Below are 19,331 nucleotides of genomic sequence, written 5' to 3' on the forward strand. Positions count from 1 at the left end.
AGTTCACCCGCCCGCCGGACGCTCGTGCCGCGGTCGTCGATCGCCCGGGGCAGGGTCGGACCGGGCGCGCGGCCCGCTCCCGCGCGGCGAACTCCCCTGGAGGCAAGATGGTGCACCGGACGCGCCTGGCGGCGCTCGCCGTCTCGGCGGTCACCGCGCTCGGCGCCGTCGCCCAGCTCCCCTCGACCGCCGTTCCGGCGGCTCCCGAGCATCACGTCGAGGTGTTCGCGCACCGGGGCGCCTCCGGCTACCGGCCGGAGCACACCCTGGCCTCCTACGAGCTGGCCGCGCGGATGGGCGCCGACTACGTCGAACCCGACCTGGTGCCCACCCGGGACGGGGTGCTGGTGTCCCGGCACGAGAACGAGATCAGCGGCACCACCGACGTGGCCGAGCACCCGGAGTTCGCCGACCGCAGGACCACCAAGAGGGTGGACGGCGTCGCGCTGACCGGCTGGTTCACCGAGGACTTCACCCTCGCCGAGCTCAAGGCGCTGCGGGCGCGGGAGCGCGTCCCGCGGCTGCGGCCGAACAACGCGATCTACGACGGTCGCTTCGAGGTGCCGACCTTCCAGGAGGTCGTCGACCTCGCCGCCCGGCTGTCGGTGGAGCTGCACCGCGAGATCGGCGTGGCGCCGGAGACCAAGCACCCCGGCCACTTCCGCCGCCTCGGCCTGCCGCTGGAGCCGCGCGTGGTGCGGGTGCTGGAGCGCAACGGCCTCAACCGGCCGGGCGCGAAGGTCGTGGTGCAGTCCTTCGAGGTCGGCAACCTGCGCGAGCTGGACCGCTCGTCGCGGGTGCGGCTGGTGCAGCTGATCGGCGCCGAGGGCGCCCCACCGGACTTCGCCGACTCCGGCGATCCCCGCACCTACGCCGACCTGGTGACCCCGGAGGGGCTGCGCGAGATCGCCGGCTACGCCGACGTCCTCGGTCCGGACGCGAGGGTGCTGCTGCCGCTCGACGAGGGCGGCCGCCTCACCGGCCCCACGACGGTGACCGCCGACGCGCAGGCCGCCGGACTCCAGGTGGTGCCGTACTCCGTGCGCGCGGAGAACGAGTTCCTGCCCGCGGACTTCCGCTCCTCGGAGGTGCCCGGGCGGTTCGGCGACGTCTTCGGCTACCTCGACGCGCTGTTCGCCCTGGGCGTCGACGGCCTCTTCAGCGACCACCCCGACATCGCGGTGGAGGCCCGCGGGCGCTGAACCCGGGACGGGCGGAGGCCGGCGGCGGGAGCGCCACCGCCGGGCCTCGATCAGCAGGTGCCCAGGGCGTCCTTGAGGGCGGTCTTCTCCGCTTCGGTGACGGTCAGCTCGTACTTGCTCTTCGAACCGATCCACATCGAGGCGTAGGTGCAGTGGTAGCCCGCCTCCGGCGGCATCCACTCGTCCGGGGTCTGGTCGCTCTTCTGCTGGTTCACGTTGTCGGTCACCGCGATCAGCTGCGGGCCCTCCAGGTCGTTCGCGAACGCCTCGCGCTGGTCGTCGGTCCACTCCGAGGCCCCGGAGCGCCAGGCGGCGGCGAGCGGCACCACGTGATCGATGTCCACATCGGACGGCTTGGTCCAGGACCCGCCGTCGTACGGGCTGTTCCAGGTGCCCGAGGTCGGGTAGCAGTCGGAACCCACCTCGACGTCCTCCCCGTCCCGCTTGAGCACCGACTCGCGGGTGTTGCACCCGTCGGCGCCACCGATCCAGTGCGGGAACCGGTCGCGGTCGTAGCCGTCGGAGGAACCCTCCGGCGCGACCCGGAGCTCGTCGAGCTGGGTCTGCGCGGTGGCCGGATCGGGGATGCCGGGCGGCTCGGCACCGGCGGGCACGGCGGCTGCCAGCGACAGGGCGCCCGCCAGGGGCAGCGCGGTGAGGGCGGCGCGGAGCGAACGGGTCGACGTCATGGGTCCTCCCAGTGGCTGATCTCGCCGATGTCGATCCTGACCCTCGACCAGCGCGGCGGCCATGACAATGCCCCGAAGTGACTAGGCGGTCACCTGTCGTGAATGCGCCAGCGCCGCGGCCTCCGGACCGGGGGATCCGGACGTCGCGGCGGTGCCACCGGGGTCGCCCCGCGCGTCACGGCCGGACGAGGAGCAGGTCCTCGGTGTGCCGGTACCAGGCCCACTTGCCCACCGGCCGCGGGTGCGGGACGCCGTCGCGGAGCACGGTCGCCTCCCGGAACCCGGCCTGCACGGCACGGCCGCGCGCCACCTCGCGCCGGGTGCGCAGCAGGCCGCGGCGCGCGACGGTGACGAGCAGCCCGTCCGAGGCGGGGTCGAGGTTCGCCGACAGCGGGTCGGCGGTGGGCTCCGCCAGCGGCGCGGCGTCCGGATCCGGGGCGACCTCCAGGGAGCGCGCGGGACCGTGCAGCACCCGGCGGTCGTCGCAGTACACCTGTCCGGTGATCGGCTCGACGCGCCCGGAGGCGACGATCAGCCCGCCGCCGTCGTCGCGCACCAGCGGCGCGGGCCGGGGCGCGCCCTCGAAGGCGAGCCGCACCGCCTCCGGACCGACCGGCAGCCCCCACAGCCGGGTCGCGGGAGACTCGGCCACCGGCACGTAGCCGACGGCGAGGTCCCCGACGCGGTTGCGGCGCAGCAGCCGGAGCACCACGGCGGCCAGGTCGGCGTCGGTACCCTGGACCACGACCCGCCCGGGGCCGTCGGGCAACAGCGGATCGACCTCGGCCTTCCCGGGGGAGGGCGACACCCGGAACCACTCGGCGTGATCACCCGTGAACGTGGAGTAATCACCATTTGTGCAGGACAGTGCAGTGGTACTCACGTTTCGCTCCTGGTTTACCCTGATCGACCGGCATCAGTGTCGCGTCGAGGCGGGAAGTCGCTCGCGCGGACCCACAGTCCAGGTTGGAGTTTCACATGCCGGCGATCGTGCTGATCGGAGCCCAGTGGGGCGACGAGGGCAAGGGCAAGGCGACCGACCTGCTCGGCGAGCAGGCGCAGTGGGTCGTGCGCTACCAGGGCGGCAACAACGCCGGGCACACCGTGGTGCTGCCGGACGGGCAGGACTTCGCGCTGCACCTCATCCCCTCCGGCATCCTCACCCCGGGGGTGACGAACGTGATCGGCAACGGCGTGGTCGTCGATCCGGGCGTGCTGCTGGACGAGCTGGCCGGGCTGGAGGAGCGCGGGGTGGACACCTCGCGGCTGCTGCTCTCCGCCGACGCGCACATGATCATGCCGTACCACGTGGCGATCGACCGCGTCACCGAGCGCTACCTGGGCAAGAAGCAGATCGGCACCACCGGCCGCGGCATCGGCCCGGCCTACCAGGACAAGGTGGCCCGGGTCGGCGTCCGCGTGCAGGACCTGCTGGACGAGAAGATCCTCCGGCAGAAGGTCGAGGCCGCGCTGGAGCTCAAGAACCAGCTGCTGGTCAAGGTCTACAACCGCCGCGCGCTCGACGCCGACGAGGTCGTGGACACCGTCCTGGAGCAGTCCGAGCGCTTCGCCGGTCGCATCGCCGACACGAAGCTCCTGGTCAACGAGGCGCTGGAGCGCGGCGAGACGGTGCTGCTGGAGGGCTCGCAGGGCACGCTGCTGGACGTGGACCACGGCACCTACCCGTTCGTGACCTCCTCGAACCCGACCTCCGGCGGGGCGTGCGCGGGTTCCGGCATCGGGCCGACCCGGATCAACGCCGTGATCGGCATCCTGAAGTCCTACACCACCCGCGTCGGGGCGGGGCCGTTCCCGACGGAGCTCACCGACGAGGCGGGCGAGAACCTGCGCAAGCAGGGCGGTGAGTTCGGCGTCACCACCGGGCGCTCGCGGCGCACCGGCTGGTTCGACGCGGTGATCGCGCGCTACGCGACGCGGGTCAACGGGATCACCGACTACTTCCTCACCAAGCTGGACGTGCTGTCCGGGTTGGACGCGATCCCGGTGTGCGTCGCCTACGACGTGGACGGGCAGCGGGTCACCGAGATGCCGATGACGCAGACCGGCGTGCACCACGCGGTGCCGGTGTACGAGGAGCTGCCGGGCTGGCACGAGGACCTCAGCGCCGCGCGTTCCTTCGAGGACCTGCCGGTGAACGCCCAGAACTACGTGCTGCGCCTCGAAGAGCTCTCCGGCGCCCGCATGTCCGCCATCGGCGTCGGTCCCGGCCGGGACCAGACCATCGTGCGGCACACCATGGCTTGATCTGCACCGCGGCTCCGGCCGGCCCGCGCCGAGCGCGCGTCGGTCGGTCCGGAGCCGGGCGGTCAGCCGCGGTCGGCTTCGCCCCGGGGGTGCAGGGGCGGGAGGGCGGAGATCGCCTCGACGCGGGTGAGACCGGAGGCCTGGAGCAGGTCGACGGCGATGGAGCGGACCTGCAGCACCACCACCTGCATCGAGAAGTCGCCGTCCCCCAGCAGCTCCACCGAGGACCGGCGGGCCACCGAGCGCGCGGCCTCGCGGGCCTGGAGCGGCTCGTTGCCGCCGGCCAGCTCGTCCCGCAGCAGCACCACCGATCCGGCCAGCTCCTCCAGCAGCCCGGGCAGCGGGCCCGGCACCGGTTCGTCGTCGCGCAGCGCCGCCATCGCGCGCCGCGCCAGCACCCGCGTGTTGCGCAGCGCCCGGTCGATGGGCGTGGCCGCCGCCTCGTAGCGGGCCAGGTCACCGCGCCTGCGCCAGCGGATCGGCGCGATCTTCGCGATCTCCCCTCCCGCGTCCAGCGCGGTGCGGAACTCGTCGACGAGGCTCTGGCTCTTGCGCACCTTCGCCAGCGTGTCCGACGCGAGCGCGGTGTCCCGACGGGACACGGCCCAGGCCACTCCGCGCAGGCCGTCGGTGAGCGCCCCCAGCACGAGCCGCCCGTTGCGGTGCGCCACGGCCAGCGGGTTCGCGGGCAGCAGGGCCGCCACCGCGAAGCCGATCAACCCACCGACCGCCGCGTCGACCATGCGGGTGAGCCCGCCCGCCGATGCGGGCGGCAGCAGCGTCGCCACCAGCACCGAGGAGGACGCGGCCTGCAGCACGATGATCGCCCCGCTGTCGGCGAGCACCGCGGTGCTCATCGCCAGCGCCACGACCAGCGCGATCTGCCACGGGCCGGTGCCGATGGCCGAAATGAGGATGTCGCCGACCCCGATGCCGATGCTCACCCCGACCACCAGCTCCAGCGCCCGCCGCAGCCGCTGCCCCAGCGAGACGCCGAGCGAGACGACGGCCGCGATGGGCGCGAAGAACGGCTCCGGATGCCCCACCACGCTCCTGGCCACCGCCCACGCGAGGCCGGCGGCGACGGCGCACTGCACGATCGGGACCCCCGACCGGAACAGCCGCCGCAACCGCCGGATCAACTCCTGCCGCACCCGATGCACGCGCTCATTCTGCGCCACGCGGGCGCGCCCAGGAACAGCGCCGGGACGTCCTCCTGATCACTCCGCAGTGGACGGACCTGGAGCGGGGCGAGCGGAGCTCCCCGCCGGGAAGGCGGGAGCGGGCGGCGGCTCGCGGGAGGATCCGGTTCCGGCGGACCCTCCCGCACCGGGCGTCAGGCCAGGCCGGTCGCCTCGACCGAAGCCGGGTCGCTGTCGAGCAGGAGCTGGCGGCAGCGGTCGAACTCCTCGTTCTCGCCGATCGCGTTCGCGGCCTTCGCCAGCACGGCGACGGCCCGCAGCACGCCCTGGTTCGGGCGGTGCCGCCACGGCACCGGGCCGAAGCCCTTCCAACCGGACCGGCGCAGGGCGTCCAGCCCGCGGTGGTAGCCGGTCCGCGCGTAGGCGTAGGCGGCGATGACCTCGCCCCGCTCCAGGGCGGCTTCGCCGAGCTGCGCCCAGGCGGAGCTGAAGGCGGGGTGCTCGGCGGCGACCTGCGCCGGGTCGGTACCGGCGTCGAGAGCTGCCTGCGCGGGGGTGTTCTCCGGCAGCAGCGTTTCCGGTGGCTCCAGCAGGTTCGTCATGGCGTCATCCTGCCATCCGACGCGCGAACGCCACCCCGGCGGCGGAGCCGGGGCTCCGGGGTGGCGTTCGCGTGCGGGGGCGTTCGTCAGCCGGCCAGCATCCGGCCGGCGGACTTGAGGGTCTCGCAGCCGTGCGCGACCCGGGCGGCCATCGCCTGCTCGGCGGCCTTGAGGTAGCTGCGCGGGTCGTAGACCTTCTTGTTGCCGACCTCGCCGTCGATCTTGAGCACGCCGTCGTAGTTCTTCAGCATGTGATCGGCGATGGGCCGGGTGAAGGCGTACTGGGTGTCGGTGTCGATGTTCATCTTCACCACGCCGTAGGAGACCGCCTCGTGGATCTCCTCCAGCAGCGAGCCGGAGCCGCCGTGGAAGACCAGGTCGAACGGCTTCGACCCGGCGGGCAGGCCCAGCTTCGCGGAGGCCACGTCCTGCCCCTGCTTGAGGATCTCCGGGCGGAGCTTGACGTTGCCCGGCTTGTAGACGCCGTGCACGTTGCCGAAGGTCGCCGCCAGCAGGTAGCGGCCCTTCTCGCCGGAGCCCAGCGCGTCGACGGTGTGCTCGTAGTCGCCCGCGGCGGTGTAGAGCTTCTCGTTGATGTCGTTGGCGACGCCGTCCTCCTCGCCGCCGACGACGCCCACCTCCAGCTCCAGGATGATCTTCGCCTTGGCCGCGGTCTCCAGCAGCTCGGTGGCGATCTGCAGGTTCTCGTGCAGCTCGATGGCCGAGCCGTCCCACATGTGCGACTGGAAGAGCGGGTTCTCGCCGCGGTCCACCCGCTCCTGGCTGATCCGGATCAGCGGGCGGACGTAGCCGTCCAGCTTGTCCTTGGGGCAGTGGTCGGTGTGCAGCGCGATGTTCACCGGGTACTTGGCGGCGACCACGTGCGCGTACTCCGCGAGCGCGGTCGCACCGGTGACCATGTCCTTGACCTTCGAGCCGGAAGCGAACTCCGCGCCACCGGTCGACACCTGGATGATGCCGTCGCTCTCGGCCTCGGCGAAGCCGCGCAGGGCCGCGTTGAGCGTCTCCGACGACGTCACGTTGATGGCCGGGTAGGCGAACTCGCTGGACTTCGCCCGGTCCAGCATCTCCGCGTAGACCTCGGGGGTGGCGATGGGCATCGGTCGTCCTCCTCGGGATGGAGTCGTTCTTGGCGGCGGGAAGCCGCGCCGAATCCTACGAGGGCGCGCGAGGTCCGCGCGGGCCTGCGGAGGTCAGCGCTACCCGTTCGCGTCATAGGGAAGACCACTGGATCGGTGCGGATCGGCACCGCTGTCGCGATCCTCACACGATCAGGGACAGGGCCTCGCCCGACCAGATTATTTGATCATGAAATCCAGGCTCCGACGAGGGCGTTCCACTCACGGATCGTGGTCGAGGCCAGCACCCCCTCCCGGAGGTACGGATCCGCGTCGAGCAGGCCCCGGACCGCCGCCTCGTCGGGTGCCTCGTAGATCAGCTGCGCGCCCGCGCCGTCCTGGTACGGCCCCGCCGCCAGCAGCTCGCCGCGCTCGGCCAGCTCCTTCGCGTAATCCCGGTGGGCGGGGCGCACGGCCAGCCGCTTCTCCTCGTCCTGGCCGTAGACCATTTCGACGACGAACTTCGCCATTTCGGACCTCCCTGATCACCGACTCGCGTCGGACGCTACCCGGCCGAGGGACACAAGACCGGTGAGCCGGTACTTTCAGATCATGTTCGGGGATTCCTCATCGGGGGTCGAGCGCAGCGTCGAGCAGACGCTGGGACACCTCCGCGCGATCGACACCGCGTCCAACGCGACCGACCAGCCGCTGACGCTCGAAGACCTGTACCGACAGCAGCGGATGCGCATGGTCCGGCTGGCGATCCTGCTGGTCGACGAGCCGGCGACGGCCGAGGACGTGGTGCAGGAGGCGTTCACCGGGCTCTACCGCAACTGGTCCGGCCTGCGCGATGCCAAGGCCGCCGTCGGCTACCTGCGCACGGCCGTGGTCAACGGCAGCCGCTCGGTGCTGCGGCGCCGCAAGACGGCCCGCGAGTACCAGCCACCGCACCAGGCCGACGCCCGCTCCGCCGAGTCGCTGGCGATGCTCACCGCCGAGCACCAGGCGGTCGTCGCCGCGCTGTCCGAGCTGCCGCCCCGGCAGCGCGAGGTGCTGGTGCTGCGCTACTACGGCAACCTCACCGAAGCGGAGATCTCCGAGGCCACCGGCGTCTCCAAGGGCACCGTGAAGTCCACCGCCAGCCGCGGCCTGGAGGCCCTGCAGCGCATCATGCGCTCGCACTGAGCGCCGGGGACGGTGACCGACACCGCTCACCGTCCTCCCTCGGAGCGATGCGGAGATCAGCTGTCCGGGCGAGCCCGCTCGCGGAGCGCGACCGCCGCTCCGCCCCGGATCGCGGGTCCCGCCCCGCCCGCCGCGGCGCGGTGCCGCCATCCGGGGGACCGCGAAGATCACCCGTTCCGCACCTCGATTTCACCCGGTCGCCAGGGGTCCTGCTCCGCCCGGCACCGCGCCGCGAACACCACACCGCGCTGGTGTAGACCATTCCGGTCCCGTGTCGCAGGATGGGGCACCGACGCGGGACCACCACGGCCACCGCCGCACCCGAGCGCGGCACCGACCGCACCCGCAGGCCGCCGACGGCGGCGGGGTGCGACGAACGAAAGTGGGGACGACCAGTGACCAGCACGGACGACGCCGGGGCCCGCACCTTGACCGCGAGCCGCATCGTCACCCCCGACGGAGTGCTGGAGGACGGCTGGATCCGCCTGACCGGCACGACCATCGAGGAGCTGGGCACCGGACCCGCTCCGGAGGACGCCACCGACCTGGGCTCGGGCTGGCTGGTCCCCGGCTTCGTCGACGTGCACTGCCACGGCGGCGGAGGCGGCTCGTTCAGCGGCCGCGACCCCGAGCGCACCAGGGCCGCGGTGGCCGCGCACCGCTCGCACGGCACCACCACGCTGCTCGCCAGCCTGGTCACCGCGCCGCTGCCCGAGCTCGCCGACGACGTCGCCGCGCTGCAGGAGCTGGTGGTGGACGGCCTGTTCGACGGCATCCACCTGGAGGGCCCGTTCCTGTCCGCTGCCCGCTGCGGCGCGCACGACCCCGCGCTGCTGCGCGCCCCAGAGCGGAGCTCGGTGCGCGGCCTGCTCGCCGCGGGGCGGGGGTCGATCAGGATGGTGACGCTGGCCCCGGAGCTCGACGGGGCGGTGGACGCCGTGCACGAGCTGGTCGACGCGGGCGTGATCGCGGCGATCGGCCACACCGACGCGGTGGCCGAGCAGGTGCGGCCGGCCGTGGACGCGGGCGTCACCGTCGCCACTCACCTGTTCAACGGGATGCGCCCGCTGCACCACCGCGAGCCCGGCCCGATCGGAACCCTGCTGGAGGACGAGCGGGTGACGGTGGAGCTCATCTGCGACCTGGTGCACCTGCACCCCGCGGTGGTCGGGCTCGCCGCGCGGCACGCGGGCACCGGCCGCACCGCGCTCATCACCGACGCGATCAGCGCCACCGGCGCCGGGGACGGCCACTACGAGCTCGGCGCGCTGCCGGTGACCGTCGTGGACGGGGAGCCCCGGCTCGCCGACGGCTCGCTGGCGGGCAGCACGCTGACCATGGACGTGGCGTTCCGGAACCTGGTCACCGAGGTCGGGATGCCGGTCACCACCGCCGTGCACGCCGCCTCGACCCGGCCCGCCGAACTGCTCGGCGCGGGCGACCGGGTGGGCTCGCTGCGCCCCGGCCTGAGCGCCGACCTCGTGCTGCTCGACGACGACCTCCGGCTCCGGCGGGTGATGAAGTCAGGCACCTGGGAGGCCTGCCCGACCGCGGCCGCTCCGGGCGGCGCGGCGGTTTAGGCTGGCGGGCATGGAGAGCTCGCGCGACACGCCGGAGAGCGTGCTGTCCGCCGCGCTGCGCGCGCAGGCCGCGGGCGGGCAGTCCGGTCAGGTCGAGCCGGGCCCGCCGCCCGCACCGCTGGTGCCCCCGGGCCCGCCGCCGCGGTCGAGGCTGCCGGTGGGCCAGGTGCTGCTGTTCGCGGTCGTGCTCGGCGTCCTCGCCGGCGGCCTAGCCGGGGTGCTCACCCTCGCCTGACCAGGCGAGGCGGACATCACCGGGCGCCCCGTGGCGCGGCGCCTCGCGGCCCGCCCCCGGTGGTCCTCGGGCTGGCGTCCCGCGTCCACCGGGCACCGGTACCGTTGGCCAGCGTGACGACCGAACTCCACGCGATGCTCGACGCCTCCGGAACGTCCACGCTCGCGCTGCTGCCGTCCTGGCTGGATCCGGAGAACATCATCAGCTCGCTCGGCCCGTTCGCGCTGATCGGCGTCTGCCTGATCATCTTCGCGGAGTGCGGCCTGCTCATCGGGTTCTTCCTGCCGGGTGACTCGTTGCTGTTCGTGACGGGCCTGTTCGTGGCCACCGGCGCGATCTCCACCCCGATCTGGCTGACCTGCCTGCTGCTGTCGCTGTGCGCGTTCGTCGGCAACGTGACCGGGTACTGGATCGGGCGCAAGGTCGGCCCCGCGCTGTTCAGCAAGCCCGACTCGAAGCTGTTCAAGGCCGAGCACGTGGACAAGACCCACGAGTTCTTCGAGCGCTACGGCGCCCGCGCGATCATCCTCGCCCGGTTCGTGCCGATCGTGCGCACCTTCATCACCGCCGTCGCCGGGGTCGGCCAGATGGACCAGCGGAAGTTCTTCTCCTACTCCGCCATCGGCGCCGTGCTCTGGGCGGCCGGGATGACGGTGCTGGGCTACTTCCTCGGCAACATCCCGATCATCCGGGACAACCTGGAGGCGATGGCGCTGCTGATCGTCTTCGTCTCGATCCTGCCGATCATCATCGAGTACGTGCGGGGCCGCCGGGCGAAGACCAAGAACGCCGCCTGACCCGACGCTCTCCCCCGCGAAGCCCGGCCGGACCGCTCCGGCCGGGCTTCTTCGCGTCGGGCGGGCTCACCAGGCGCGGGACGGGTCCGCGTGCTGCGCGATCCAGGCGTGCATCGCGATGCCGGCGGCGACCCCGGCGTTGATCGACCGGGTGGAGCCGAACTGGGCGATGGACACCACCACGTCGGCGGTCTCCCGCGAGTCCTCCCGCAGCCCCGGGCCCTCCTGGCCGAACAGCAGCACGCAGCGCCGCGGCAGCGCGGTGCGCTCGATCGGCGTCGCGCCCGGCGTGTTGTCCACCGCCACCACCGCCAGCTCCCGCTCGGCGGCGAACTCCCGCAGCGCGCCGACGTCCGGGTGGTGGTGCACGTGCTGGTACCGGTCGGTGACCATCGCGCCGCGCCGGTTCCAGCGGCGGCGGCCCACGATGTGCACGGCCCGCGCGGCGAAGGCGTTCGCGGTGCGCACCACGGTGCCGATGTTGTGGTCGTGCTGGAAGTTCTCGATCGCCACGTGGAAGTCGTGCCGGCGGGCGTCCAGGTCGGCCACGATCGCGTCCCGGCGCCAGTAGCGGTAGTGGTCGACGACGTTGCGCCGGTCGCCGTGCTCCAGCAGCTCCGGGTCGTAGCGCTCGTCCTCCGGCCACGGCCCCTCCCAGGGGCCCACGCCGACCTCGGTCCCCCACTCGGTCGGCCCGGGGAGCTCGGTGTCCTGGTCCATCACCGGCTCGCCTCCTCCCACGGCACCCGGCCGCGCACGTCGATCAGCAGCTCCAGCAGCGGCAGCACCGACTCCGGCGACGCCGGGCCGGGGCGGAAGGCGACGAGGTGCTCCGGAGCGAACTCCAGCACCACGCCGGAGGTCCGCTCGTCGTCGAGCAGCGCGCGGGCCAGCGGTCCCGGGAGCGCGCGCCGGGCGAAGCCGGGGTCCGGGCAGGTGAGCAGGTGGACGCGGTCGAACTCCGGGTCGCCCAGCTCCACCCGCAGGTCCTGCCCGAGCCCGCCGAAGGCACCCGCCCGGGTGAGCCGGAGCTCGGGCCCGGGCACCGGGCGCGGCAGCAGCACGGCGACGCCGAAGGTGAACAGGCGTTGCCCGTGGCCCGGCGGGCGCCGGTACTGCACCGCCTCGAACCCGTGGCCGCGGTGCGTCCCGGCGAGGTGGAAGTGGTCCTGCAACCCCCGGGAGCTCGCGAACTCGCGCAGCGCCCGCACCCGCCGCCACACCTGGTTCCCGGGGACCTGCCGCCAGTCGGACCCCGCCGCCAGCAGCCGCCGGTAGTTCGCCACCGCGCGCCTGCGACCGAGCACGGCCACCAGCACCCCGGCCGCCAGGATCAGGACGATCAGCAGCAGGGCGATCGGGAGCACGGCGTCCACGGGGGGCCGGTCAGGCCAGACCGAGGTCGGCGAGGTCGAGCAGCGAGCGGTAGGTCAGGCCCTCGGCCTCGATGGCCTCCTTCGCGCCGGTGCCCCGGTCCACCACGGTCACCACGCCCACGACCTCGGCGCCCTCCTCGCGCAGCGCCTCGACGGCGGTGAGCACGCTCCCGCCGGTGGTCGAGGTGTCCTCGACGGCCAGCACCGGGCGGCCCGCGACGTCGGGGCCCTCGATGCGCCGCTGCATCCCGTGCGCCTTCGCGTTCTTGCGCACCACGAACGTGTCCAGCGGGCGGCCGGGGGCGTGCATCATCGCGCTCGCCACCGGATCGGCGCCGAGGGTGAGCCCGCCGACCGCGGTGTGCCCCCAGTCGGCGGTGAGCTCGCGCAGCAGCGAACCGATGAGCGGGGCGGCCGCGTGGTGCAGCGTGGCCCGGCGCAGGTCGACGTAGTAGTCGGCCTCCTTGCCGGAGGACAGCGTCACCTTGCCGCGCACCACGGAGAGCTCGGTGACGAGCTGGGCGAGTTCGGCGCGTCGTTGCTGGTCGACCTGAGTCACGGCCGCAGATCCTACTGCCGCGCCGGGTCCGCCCGGCCCGCAGGTCGGGCGCCACCGCCGCCTCGCGGCGAACGGCCCGTCCGGCCTGAGGTCAGGTGCGGCCCGGGACGGTGCGGGCGACGACGAAGCGCTGCACGGGGCGGGGGATGAGCCGGCCGATGGTGACCAGGGCCTTGTACTGCGGGCTGGGGATGGACACCGAGCGCCCGCGCCGCAGATCGGCGAGTCCCTGGTGCACCACGTCGTCCGCGCGCAGCCAGAACGCCTTCGGCAGCCGCTGCATGGACAGTCCGGCGCGCTCGTGGAACTCGGTCCGGGTGAACCCGGGGCACAGCGCCAGCACCCGCACGCCGGTGCCGGTGAGCGAACCGGCCAAGCCCTCGGAGAAGGTCGTCACCCAGGACTTGGTGGCGGCGTAGGTGGATCCCGCCACCGGGAAGAAGCCCGCGACGCTGGACAGGTTGATCACGTCCCCGCCGCCGCGCTGCCGCATCGTCCGCACCGCCGCGTGCGTCAACCGCAGCACGGCGGCCACGTTGAGGTCGAGCTGCGCTTGCAGCGTCGCGGCGTCGGTGTCCCAGAACGAGCCCGCGGTGCCGAAGCCCGCGTTGTTGACCAGCACGTCCACCGGCCTGCTCGGGTCGGCGACGCGCCGCTCCACCTCGGCCAGCTGGGCGTCCTCGGCGAGGTCCGCGACGAGCACCTCCACCTCGACGCCGTGGCGGGCGCGCAGCGCCTCGGCCAGCGCCTCCAGCCGGGCGGCGTCGCGGGCGACGAGCACCAGGTCGTGCCCCTCGGCCGCCAGCCTGCGGGCGAAGGCGTTGCCGATTCCGGCGGTGGGGCCGGTGACGAGTGCGGTAGGCATGGTCCGCACCGTATCGCCCTCGGGCCCCGCCGCGGTCAGGACTGGTTCTCGGAGTGCTCGGCGCGCTGCACCCGGACCGTCTCCTGGGTGTCGGCCGGGGAGGTCGCGCCGCTGCCGCCGATCCGCCGGGTGGGTTCGGGTTCGGCGTCCTCGTCCTCGTTGGGGTCGGTCTCGAACGGGTCGATGACGTCGGCGAGCTCGCCGAGCGCCCGCAGCAGCCGCTCCAGCCGGGCCGGGTCCGCGCCGTCGGGCTCGACGGCGGCCAGCACCCAGTCCTGCTCCAGCCACACCACGGTGACGTCCGGCCCGACCTCCTCGGCGGCTTCCACCAGCGAGGGGGTGACCAGCGGCCGGGCGGCGGCCACCTCGGTGACGAACGCGTAGCGGGAGCCGACCGGGCCGAGCAGGTCCAGCCCGGAGTCCTGCGGCACCGGCACGTCCGGCTGCCACAGCTCCAGCGTGGTGCTGACGGCGCGGCGGCAGCGCACGCCCGCCAGCACGGTGGCGACCTTGTTCCCGACGGTGAGGTCGAGGACGTAGACCTGGCGGCGGCCGTCGGCGGTGAACGTGGAGCCCGCGACGACGTCGGTGGCGGTCGCTCCACCGTGCTGGGCGAGCGCGCCGCGCTCCCAGCGCGTCGGCAGCACTTGGTCGGCTTCGGCGAACTGCCAGCCGCGCAGCGCCGCCCAGCGCCGCCGCTCCCGGTTGTTCGGGGCGCGTCGTGCGCGGTCGGCGATCAGCAGCGCGACGCCCGCGGCGATCGCGAGGACGGCGACGAGGAACCAGACCCAGGCAGGGATACCCACACCGCGCAGGGTAGCCCCGTCGCCCGTCACCGCGAAGATCGCCGGGGTGCCGGATCGGGAATTGCGCCATCCGAGCGAGCTGCCCTGCGCGGATGGCTCGCGGCAGGTGCGCGCTCCGGAGCGGCCGGGCACCGGAGCGGCCGTTGCGACCGGCCCGCGCGCCGACCGGTGGACACCCGGTCAGCCCGGCCCGAGGGTGGCTCAGGCGGGGGCGGTGCGGCTCATCGCGTGCACCTCGGCCCAGTCCGGGGCCGGGCCGGGCAGCTCCGCCGGACCGCCCGAGCGGAGGCCCGCGACGAACACCGCCAGGTAGCGGGCGCGCAGCTCGGCGCGCCGCGGCTCGGCGGTCGGCAGCGCCGGGTTGAGGTGCTTGAACAGCAGCACCACGTCGGCGGGGGTGATCTCGGGACGCAGCTCTCCCGCCTCGTGGGCGGCGCGGACCAGCGCGGAGACGGAGTCGGCCATCTCCTGCCGGACCCGGTGGTACTCCGCCGAGCGCGCGGTCTCCGGCCCGTCCGGCGGCAGGACGGTGCCGACGCCGCTGCCCTCGTCCAGGCAGCGGAACAGGAAGCGGGTGAACGCCCGCCACGGGTCGGCCTCCTCGGCGGCCGCGGCCCCGGCCTCGGCCGCGATCCGGCTCAGGCAGCTGATCCGCACCTGCTCGGCGAGCTCGGTCTTGCTGGGCCAGCGCCGGTAGATGCTGGCCACGCCGACCCCGGCCCGCTGCGCGATCTCGGCGACGGGCGCGCCGAAGCCCTGCTCGGCGAACACCTCCCGCGCCGCCTCGACGACGCGGTCGGCGTACCCGGCGGAGCGCTGCGCTGTGCTCATGGCCACAGGCTACGCGGCAGCGGAATGTTCCGTTCCGCTGCCGGGTTGGCCCGGAGCGGAATCATCCGCTCCGCTCCGAGGAGTTCCATGACCACCCCCGAGCTCGCGCTCGACCACCCGCCTCGGGCGGCGGCCCACCGCCCGGCGATGTCCCGGCGGGGCGCCTTCTGGTTCGTCGGCGCGCTGCTGGCCCTGTTCCTGATGGCCTCGACCGCGCCGTCCCCGATGTACGCGCTCTACCAGCAGCGCTGGGGGTTCTCCGCGACCGTGCTGACCGAGGTCTTCGGGGCCTACATGGTCGGCATCCTCGTGTCGCTGCTGCTGTTCGGGGCGCTCTCGGACCGGATCGGCCGGCGTCCGGTGCTGGGAGCCGCGCTGCTGCTGGAGATCGTCGCGGTGCTGGTGCTGGCGCTGTCCCCGGGCGTGGGCTGGCTGCTGGTGGGCCGAGCGCTGCAGGGGATCGCCACCGGCGCGGCGACGGGGGCGATGAGCGGTGCGCTGCTGGACTTCCAGCCGCCGGGCAGCAACCGGGGCGCGACGGTGAACGGGGTCGCGGCCGGGGCGGGGATGGCGCTCGGCTCGGGGATCTCCGGGGCGCTGGTGCAGTTCGCGCCCGCCCCGACCGCGCTGGCCTACCTGCTGCTCGTCGTCGCGTTCGCGGTGGCGCTGCCGCTGGTGGGGATGATGCCGGAGCCGGTGCGCACCGAACCGCGGCCGCTGCCGCGCGCGCTGCGCCCGCGGCGGCCAGCGGTCCCGGCCGGGCGCGGGAAGGCGTTCGCGCTGCTCGCGACGACGATGCTCGCCGCGTGGACGATCGGCGGGATGTTCATGTCGCTGGGCCCCTCGGTGGCCAAGAGCCTGGTCAGCGGCACGCCCTACCTGGTCGGCGGGCTCGCGGTGGCCGCGGTGACCGGCGTGGGCTCGATCAGCCAGCTGGTCTGCTCCGGGTGGCTCGGCCGACGAGCGGTGCGGGTGGCCGCCCCGGTGCTCATCGCCGGGCTAGCCGTGGTGGCGGCCTCGGCCCTCGGGGGCAGCGCGGTGGGGTTCTTCCTCGGTTCGGCCGTCGTCGGCGTGGGCTGGGGGACGATGTTCATGGGCGGGTTCCGGCTGCTCACGGGCCTGGCCGATCCGGAGAACCGGGCCGCGACCTCGTCGATGATCTACATCGTGGCGTACCTGTCGGCGACGATCCCGGCCGTCGGGCTCGGCGTGCTCACGACGCGCGCCGGTCTCGTCACCAGCACCCTGGTGTTCGCGGCGGTCGCCGCCCTGTTCTCCGCGCTCGCCTGGGCGAGCACCTCCGCCGCTGATCCCGGGGACACCTGAGCGGGGCCGGGCCGGACCTCCTCGGCCCCCGCGAGGGCTGCGGGGGAGCCGCCGGGGCTCCCCCGCCCGGACGAGGCGCGAACCGCTCCGGAACGGCCCGTCAGCCGGGCCGGACGACGAGCTTCGAGTGGTCCTCCGCCACGTCGACCACGACCTCGTCGCCGTCCCGCACCTCACCGGCGAGCAGCTGCTTGGCGAGCTGGTCGCCGATCGCCGACTGCACCAGCCGCCGCAACGGGCGGGCGCCGAAGACCGGGTCGAACCCGTTGATCGCCAGCCACTCCCGCGCCGCCGGGCGCACGTCCAGCACCAGCCGGCGCTGGCCGAGCCGCTGCGCCAGCCGGTCCACCTGGATGTCCACGATGGACGTCAGCTCCTCGGTGGACAGGGAGTGGAAGACCACCAGGTCGTCCAGCCGGTTGAGGAACTCCGGCTTGAACTGCTGGCGCACCACCGACAGCACCGCGTCGTCGCGCTGCTGGTCGGTCAGGTTCGGATCCGCGATGGCCTGCGAGCCGAGGTTCGAGGTGAGCACCAGGATCGTGTTCCGGAAGTCCACCGTGCGGCCCTGGCCGTCGGTGAGCCTGCCGTCGTCGAGCGCCTGCAGCAGCACGTCGAACACGTCCGGGTGCGCCTTCTCCACCTCGTCCAGCAGCACCACCGAGTAGGGCCTGCGGCGCACCGACTCGGTGAGCTGACCGCCCTGGTCGTAGCCGACGTAACCGGGCGGGGCACCGACCAGGCGGGCCACCGAGTGCTTCTCGGAGTACTCGCTCATGTCGATCCGGATCATCGCCCGCTCGTCGTCGAACAGGAACCCGGCCAACGCCTTCGCCAGCTCCGTCTTGCCCACGCCGGTGGGGCCGAGGAACAGGAAGGAACCGGTGGGCCGATCCGGGTCGGCGACGCCCGCGCGGGCGCGGCGCACAGCGTCGGAGACCGCGCGCACCGCCTCGGCCTGGCCGACCACGCGGGCCTCCAGCTCGTCCTCCATCCGCAGCAGCTTCGCCGTCTCGCCCTCCAGCAACCGCCCGGCGGGGATGCCGGTCCAGGCGCTCACCACGTCGGCGACGTCGTCGGGCGTGACCTCCTCCTGCAGCATCGCCTTGCTCTCGGTCTGCGCCTCGGTGGCGGCGACGAGCTGCTTCTCCAGCGAGGGGATCCGGCCGTAGCGCAGCTCGGCCGCCTTGCCCAGATCACCGTCGCGCTCGGCGCGGTCGGACTCGCCGCGCAGCTGCTCCAGCTGCGTCTTGAGGTCGCGGACCTTGTCGATGGACTCCTTCTCGCCCTGCCACCGGGCGGTGAGCGCGGAGAGCCGCTCGCGCCGGTCGGCCAGCTCCCCGCGCAGCGCGGCCAGCCGGTCCACGGAGGCCGCGTCGGACTCCTTGGCCAGCGCCATCTCCTCGATCTCCAGGCGGCGCACCGCGCGTTCCACCTCGTCGATCTCCACCGGCCGCGAGTCGATCTCCATGCGGAGCCGGGAAGCGGCCTCGTCGACGAGGTCGATCGCCTTGTCCGGCAGGAACCGCGCGGTGATGTAGCGGTCGGACAGGGTGGCGGCGGCGACCAGCGCGCCATCGGTGATCCGCACGCCGTGGTGCACCTCGTAGCGCTCCTTGAGCCCGCGCAGGATGGCCACGGTGTCCTGCGGGCTCGGTTCGCCGACCATGACCTGCTGGAAGCGGCGCTCCAGCGCGGCATCGGTCTCGATGTGCTCGCGGTACTCGTCGAGCGTGGTCGCGCCGACCATGCGCAGCTCGCCCCGGGCCAGCATCGGCTTGATCATGTTGCCCGCGTCCATCGCGCCCTCGCCGGTCGCGCCCGCGCCGACGATGGTGTGCAACTCGTCGATGAACGTGACGACCTCACCGGCCGAGTCGGTGATCTCCTTGAGCACCGCCTTGAGCCGCTCCTCGAACTCGCCGCGGTACTTCGCCCCCGCGATCATCGAGCCCAGGTCGAGCGCCACCACGCGCTTCCCGCGCAGGGATTCGGGGACGTCACCGGCGACGATGCGCTGCGCGAGACCTTCGACGATGGCGGTCTTGCCGACGCCGGGCTCGCCGATGAGCACCGGGTTGTTCTTGGTCCGGCGGGACAGCACCTGCACCACCCTGCGGATCTCCGAGTCGCGGCCGATCACCGGATCCAGCTGGCCGTTGCGGGCGCGGTCGGTGAGGTCCTGGCCGTACTTCTCCAGGGCCTTGAAGGTGCCCTCCGGGTCCGGGCTGGAGACCCGGGCCGAGCCGCGGACCTGGGAGAAGGCCTCGCGCAGCGCCTCCGGGGTGGCGCCGTGCTTGCGCAGCACGTCGGCCACCGCGCCGCCGTCGGCGGCGAGCCCGACCAGCAGGTGCTCGGCGGAGACGTAGTCATCGCCCATCTCGGTGGCGAGGTGCTGGGCGTGGGTGACGGCCCGGAGCGCGTCGCGGGACAGCTGCGGGGCCGAGACGGTGGAGCCGGAGGCGGTGGGCAGCGCGTTGATCAGCGCCTCGACCTCGCGGCGCACCTCGGCGACGTCGGCGTCCACGGCGGTCAGCAGCGGGGCCGCGATGCCGTCGCCCTGGGCGAGCAGCGCGCCCAGCAGCCGGGCCGATCCCACGTCGGGGTTGCCGGCCACCGTGGCCGCCTGCGCCGCCGAGGAGATCGCCTGCTGGGTCTTGGTCGTCGGGTTGAAAGCGTCCATTCCTCACCTCGTCGGTCTTCGCGTGGAGTCCATGCTCGCGCCGGGCGCCCGCCGCGCCCACCCGGCGGGAGCGCCGCATCGCGAGGGGCAGAATCCCGTCAGGAAA

20 protein-coding genes are annotated in these 19,331 nt (G+C 73.7%); 7 read left to right on the forward strand and 13 right to left on the reverse strand.

The genetic code is table 11. The annotated features are described in order from the left end of the window. Positions 1–107 precede the first annotated feature (107 nt). Positions 108–1,202, forward strand: a complete 1,095-nt coding sequence (locus ACL03H_RS14635) for a glycerophosphodiester phosphodiesterase (RefSeq protein WP_412811762.1) — start codon at positions 108–110, stop codon at positions 1,200–1,202. Positions 1,203–1,252: 50 nt separating this feature from the next. On the opposite strand, the gene ACL03H_RS14640 is transcribed toward ACL03H_RS14635, so the two are convergent. After that, the gene (locus tag ACL03H_RS14640; protein ID WP_412811763.1) at positions 1,253–1,891 is read right to left on the reverse strand and encodes an HNH endonuclease family protein; all 639 of its coding nucleotides are present in this window, start codon (positions 1,889–1,891) and stop codon (positions 1,253–1,255) included. Between the two features lie 175 nt (positions 1,892–2,066). Next, a complete protein-coding gene (locus tag ACL03H_RS14645) occupies positions 2,067–2,774 on the reverse strand; it encodes a hypothetical protein (protein WP_412811764.1) in 708 nt (235 codons plus the stop codon). A gap of 95 nt (positions 2,775–2,869) precedes the next feature. Between ACL03H_RS14645 and ACL03H_RS14650 the strand changes: the two genes are divergently transcribed. Next, the gene (locus ACL03H_RS14650) at positions 2,870–4,156 is read left to right on the forward strand and encodes an adenylosuccinate synthase (RefSeq protein WP_412811765.1); all 1,287 of its coding nucleotides are present in this window, start codon (positions 2,870–2,872) and stop codon (positions 4,154–4,156) included. Positions 4,157–4,218: 62 nt separating this feature from the next. Here the strand turns inward: ACL03H_RS14650 and ACL03H_RS14655 are convergent, their stop codons facing one another. The 4 genes from ACL03H_RS14655 to ACL03H_RS14670 all read right to left on the reverse strand — a co-directional run bounded on the left by ACL03H_RS14655 (position 4,219) and on the right by ACL03H_RS14670 (position 7,509). Continuing rightward, positions 4,219–5,319 (reverse strand): FUSC family protein, encoded by a 1,101-nt coding sequence (locus ACL03H_RS14655; protein WP_412811766.1) that lies wholly within the window; start codon positions 5,317–5,319, stop codon positions 4,219–4,221. Between the two features lie 173 nt (positions 5,320–5,492). Next, positions 5,493–5,900 (reverse strand): DUF3151 domain-containing protein, encoded by a 408-nt coding sequence (locus tag ACL03H_RS14660; protein WP_412811767.1) that lies wholly within the window; start codon positions 5,898–5,900, stop codon positions 5,493–5,495. Positions 5,901–5,986: 86 nt separating this feature from the next. Then, positions 5,987–7,021 (reverse strand): class II fructose-bisphosphate aldolase, encoded by a 1,035-nt coding sequence (gene fbaA / locus ACL03H_RS14665; RefSeq protein WP_412811768.1) that lies wholly within the window; start codon positions 7,019–7,021, stop codon positions 5,987–5,989. Between the two features lie 206 nt (positions 7,022–7,227). After that, positions 7,228–7,509 (reverse strand): YciI family protein, encoded by a 282-nt coding sequence (locus tag ACL03H_RS14670; protein WP_412811769.1) that lies wholly within the window; start codon positions 7,507–7,509, stop codon positions 7,228–7,230. Positions 7,510–7,591: 82 nt separating this feature from the next. Between ACL03H_RS14670 and ACL03H_RS14675 the strand changes: the two genes are divergently transcribed. The 4 genes from ACL03H_RS14675 (at position 7,592) to ACL03H_RS14690 (ending at position 10,779) form a co-directional block, all read left to right on the forward strand. After that, positions 7,592–8,167, forward strand: a complete 576-nt coding sequence (locus tag ACL03H_RS14675) for a SigE family RNA polymerase sigma factor (RefSeq protein WP_412811794.1) — start codon at positions 7,592–7,594, stop codon at positions 8,165–8,167. A 395-nt stretch (positions 8,168–8,562) separates the two neighbouring features. Further along, positions 8,563–9,747, forward strand: coding sequence for an N-acetylglucosamine-6-phosphate deacetylase (gene nagA, locus ACL03H_RS14680; protein WP_412811770.1), 1,185 nt, complete (start codon positions 8,563–8,565; stop codon positions 9,745–9,747). A gap of 10 nt (positions 9,748–9,757) precedes the next feature. Beyond that, on the forward strand, positions 9,758–9,982 hold the full coding sequence (locus ACL03H_RS14685; RefSeq protein ID WP_412811771.1) for a hypothetical protein: 225 nt from the start codon (positions 9,758–9,760) through the stop codon (positions 9,980–9,982). 134 nt (positions 9,983–10,116) lie between these two features. Continuing rightward, positions 10,117–10,779 (forward strand): VTT domain-containing protein, encoded by a 663-nt coding sequence (locus ACL03H_RS14690; RefSeq protein ID WP_412811795.1) that lies wholly within the window; start codon positions 10,117–10,119, stop codon positions 10,777–10,779. 66 nt (positions 10,780–10,845) lie between these two features. On the opposite strand, the gene ACL03H_RS14695 is transcribed toward ACL03H_RS14690, so the two are convergent. From ACL03H_RS14695 to ACL03H_RS14720, 6 genes are all read right to left on the reverse strand, one after another. Beyond that, entirely contained in the window at positions 10,846–11,499 is a 654-nt protein-coding gene (locus ACL03H_RS14695) for a TrmH family RNA methyltransferase (protein ID WP_412811772.1), read from the reverse strand. Further along, entirely contained in the window at positions 11,499–12,155 is a 657-nt protein-coding gene (locus ACL03H_RS14700; protein WP_412811773.1) for a hypothetical protein, read from the reverse strand. The genes ACL03H_RS14695 and ACL03H_RS14700 overlap by 1 nt, the downstream gene beginning before the upstream one ends. Before the next feature lie 10 nt (positions 12,156–12,165). Beyond that, complete coding sequence (gene pyrE / locus ACL03H_RS14705) at positions 12,166–12,714, reverse strand: orotate phosphoribosyltransferase (protein WP_412811774.1); 549 nt, start codon at positions 12,712–12,714, stop codon at positions 12,166–12,168. Between the two features lie 91 nt (positions 12,715–12,805). Then, positions 12,806–13,579: an SDR family NAD(P)-dependent oxidoreductase gene (locus ACL03H_RS14710; RefSeq protein ID WP_412811775.1), complete on the reverse strand. Its 774-nt coding sequence runs from the start codon at positions 13,577–13,579 to the stop codon at positions 12,806–12,808. A gap of 35 nt (positions 13,580–13,614) precedes the next feature. Next, on the reverse strand, positions 13,615–14,385 hold the full coding sequence (locus tag ACL03H_RS14715) for a type III secretion system chaperone family protein (protein ID WP_412811776.1): 771 nt from the start codon (positions 14,383–14,385) through the stop codon (positions 13,615–13,617). 201 nt (positions 14,386–14,586) lie between these two features. Next, positions 14,587–15,216: a TetR/AcrR family transcriptional regulator gene (locus ACL03H_RS14720; protein WP_412811777.1), complete on the reverse strand. Its 630-nt coding sequence runs from the start codon at positions 15,214–15,216 to the stop codon at positions 14,587–14,589. 87 nt (positions 15,217–15,303) lie between these two features. Between ACL03H_RS14720 and ACL03H_RS14725 the strand changes: the two genes are divergently transcribed. Then, on the forward strand, positions 15,304–16,542 hold the full coding sequence (locus ACL03H_RS14725; RefSeq protein ID WP_412811778.1) for an MFS transporter: 1,239 nt from the start codon (positions 15,304–15,306) through the stop codon (positions 16,540–16,542). 100 nt (positions 16,543–16,642) lie between these two features. Here ACL03H_RS14725 and clpB read toward each other — a convergent pair whose 3' ends face one another. Next, complete coding sequence (gene clpB, locus ACL03H_RS14730; protein WP_412811779.1) at positions 16,643–19,225, reverse strand: ATP-dependent chaperone ClpB; 2,583 nt, start codon at positions 19,223–19,225, stop codon at positions 16,643–16,645. Positions 19,226–19,331: the final 106 nt, after the last annotated feature.

Origin of the sequence: Saccharopolyspora antibiotica (genome assembly GCF_047200635.1) — a bacterium.
Taxonomy (GTDB): Bacteria; Actinomycetota; Actinomycetes; order Mycobacteriales; family Pseudonocardiaceae; genus Saccharopolyspora_C.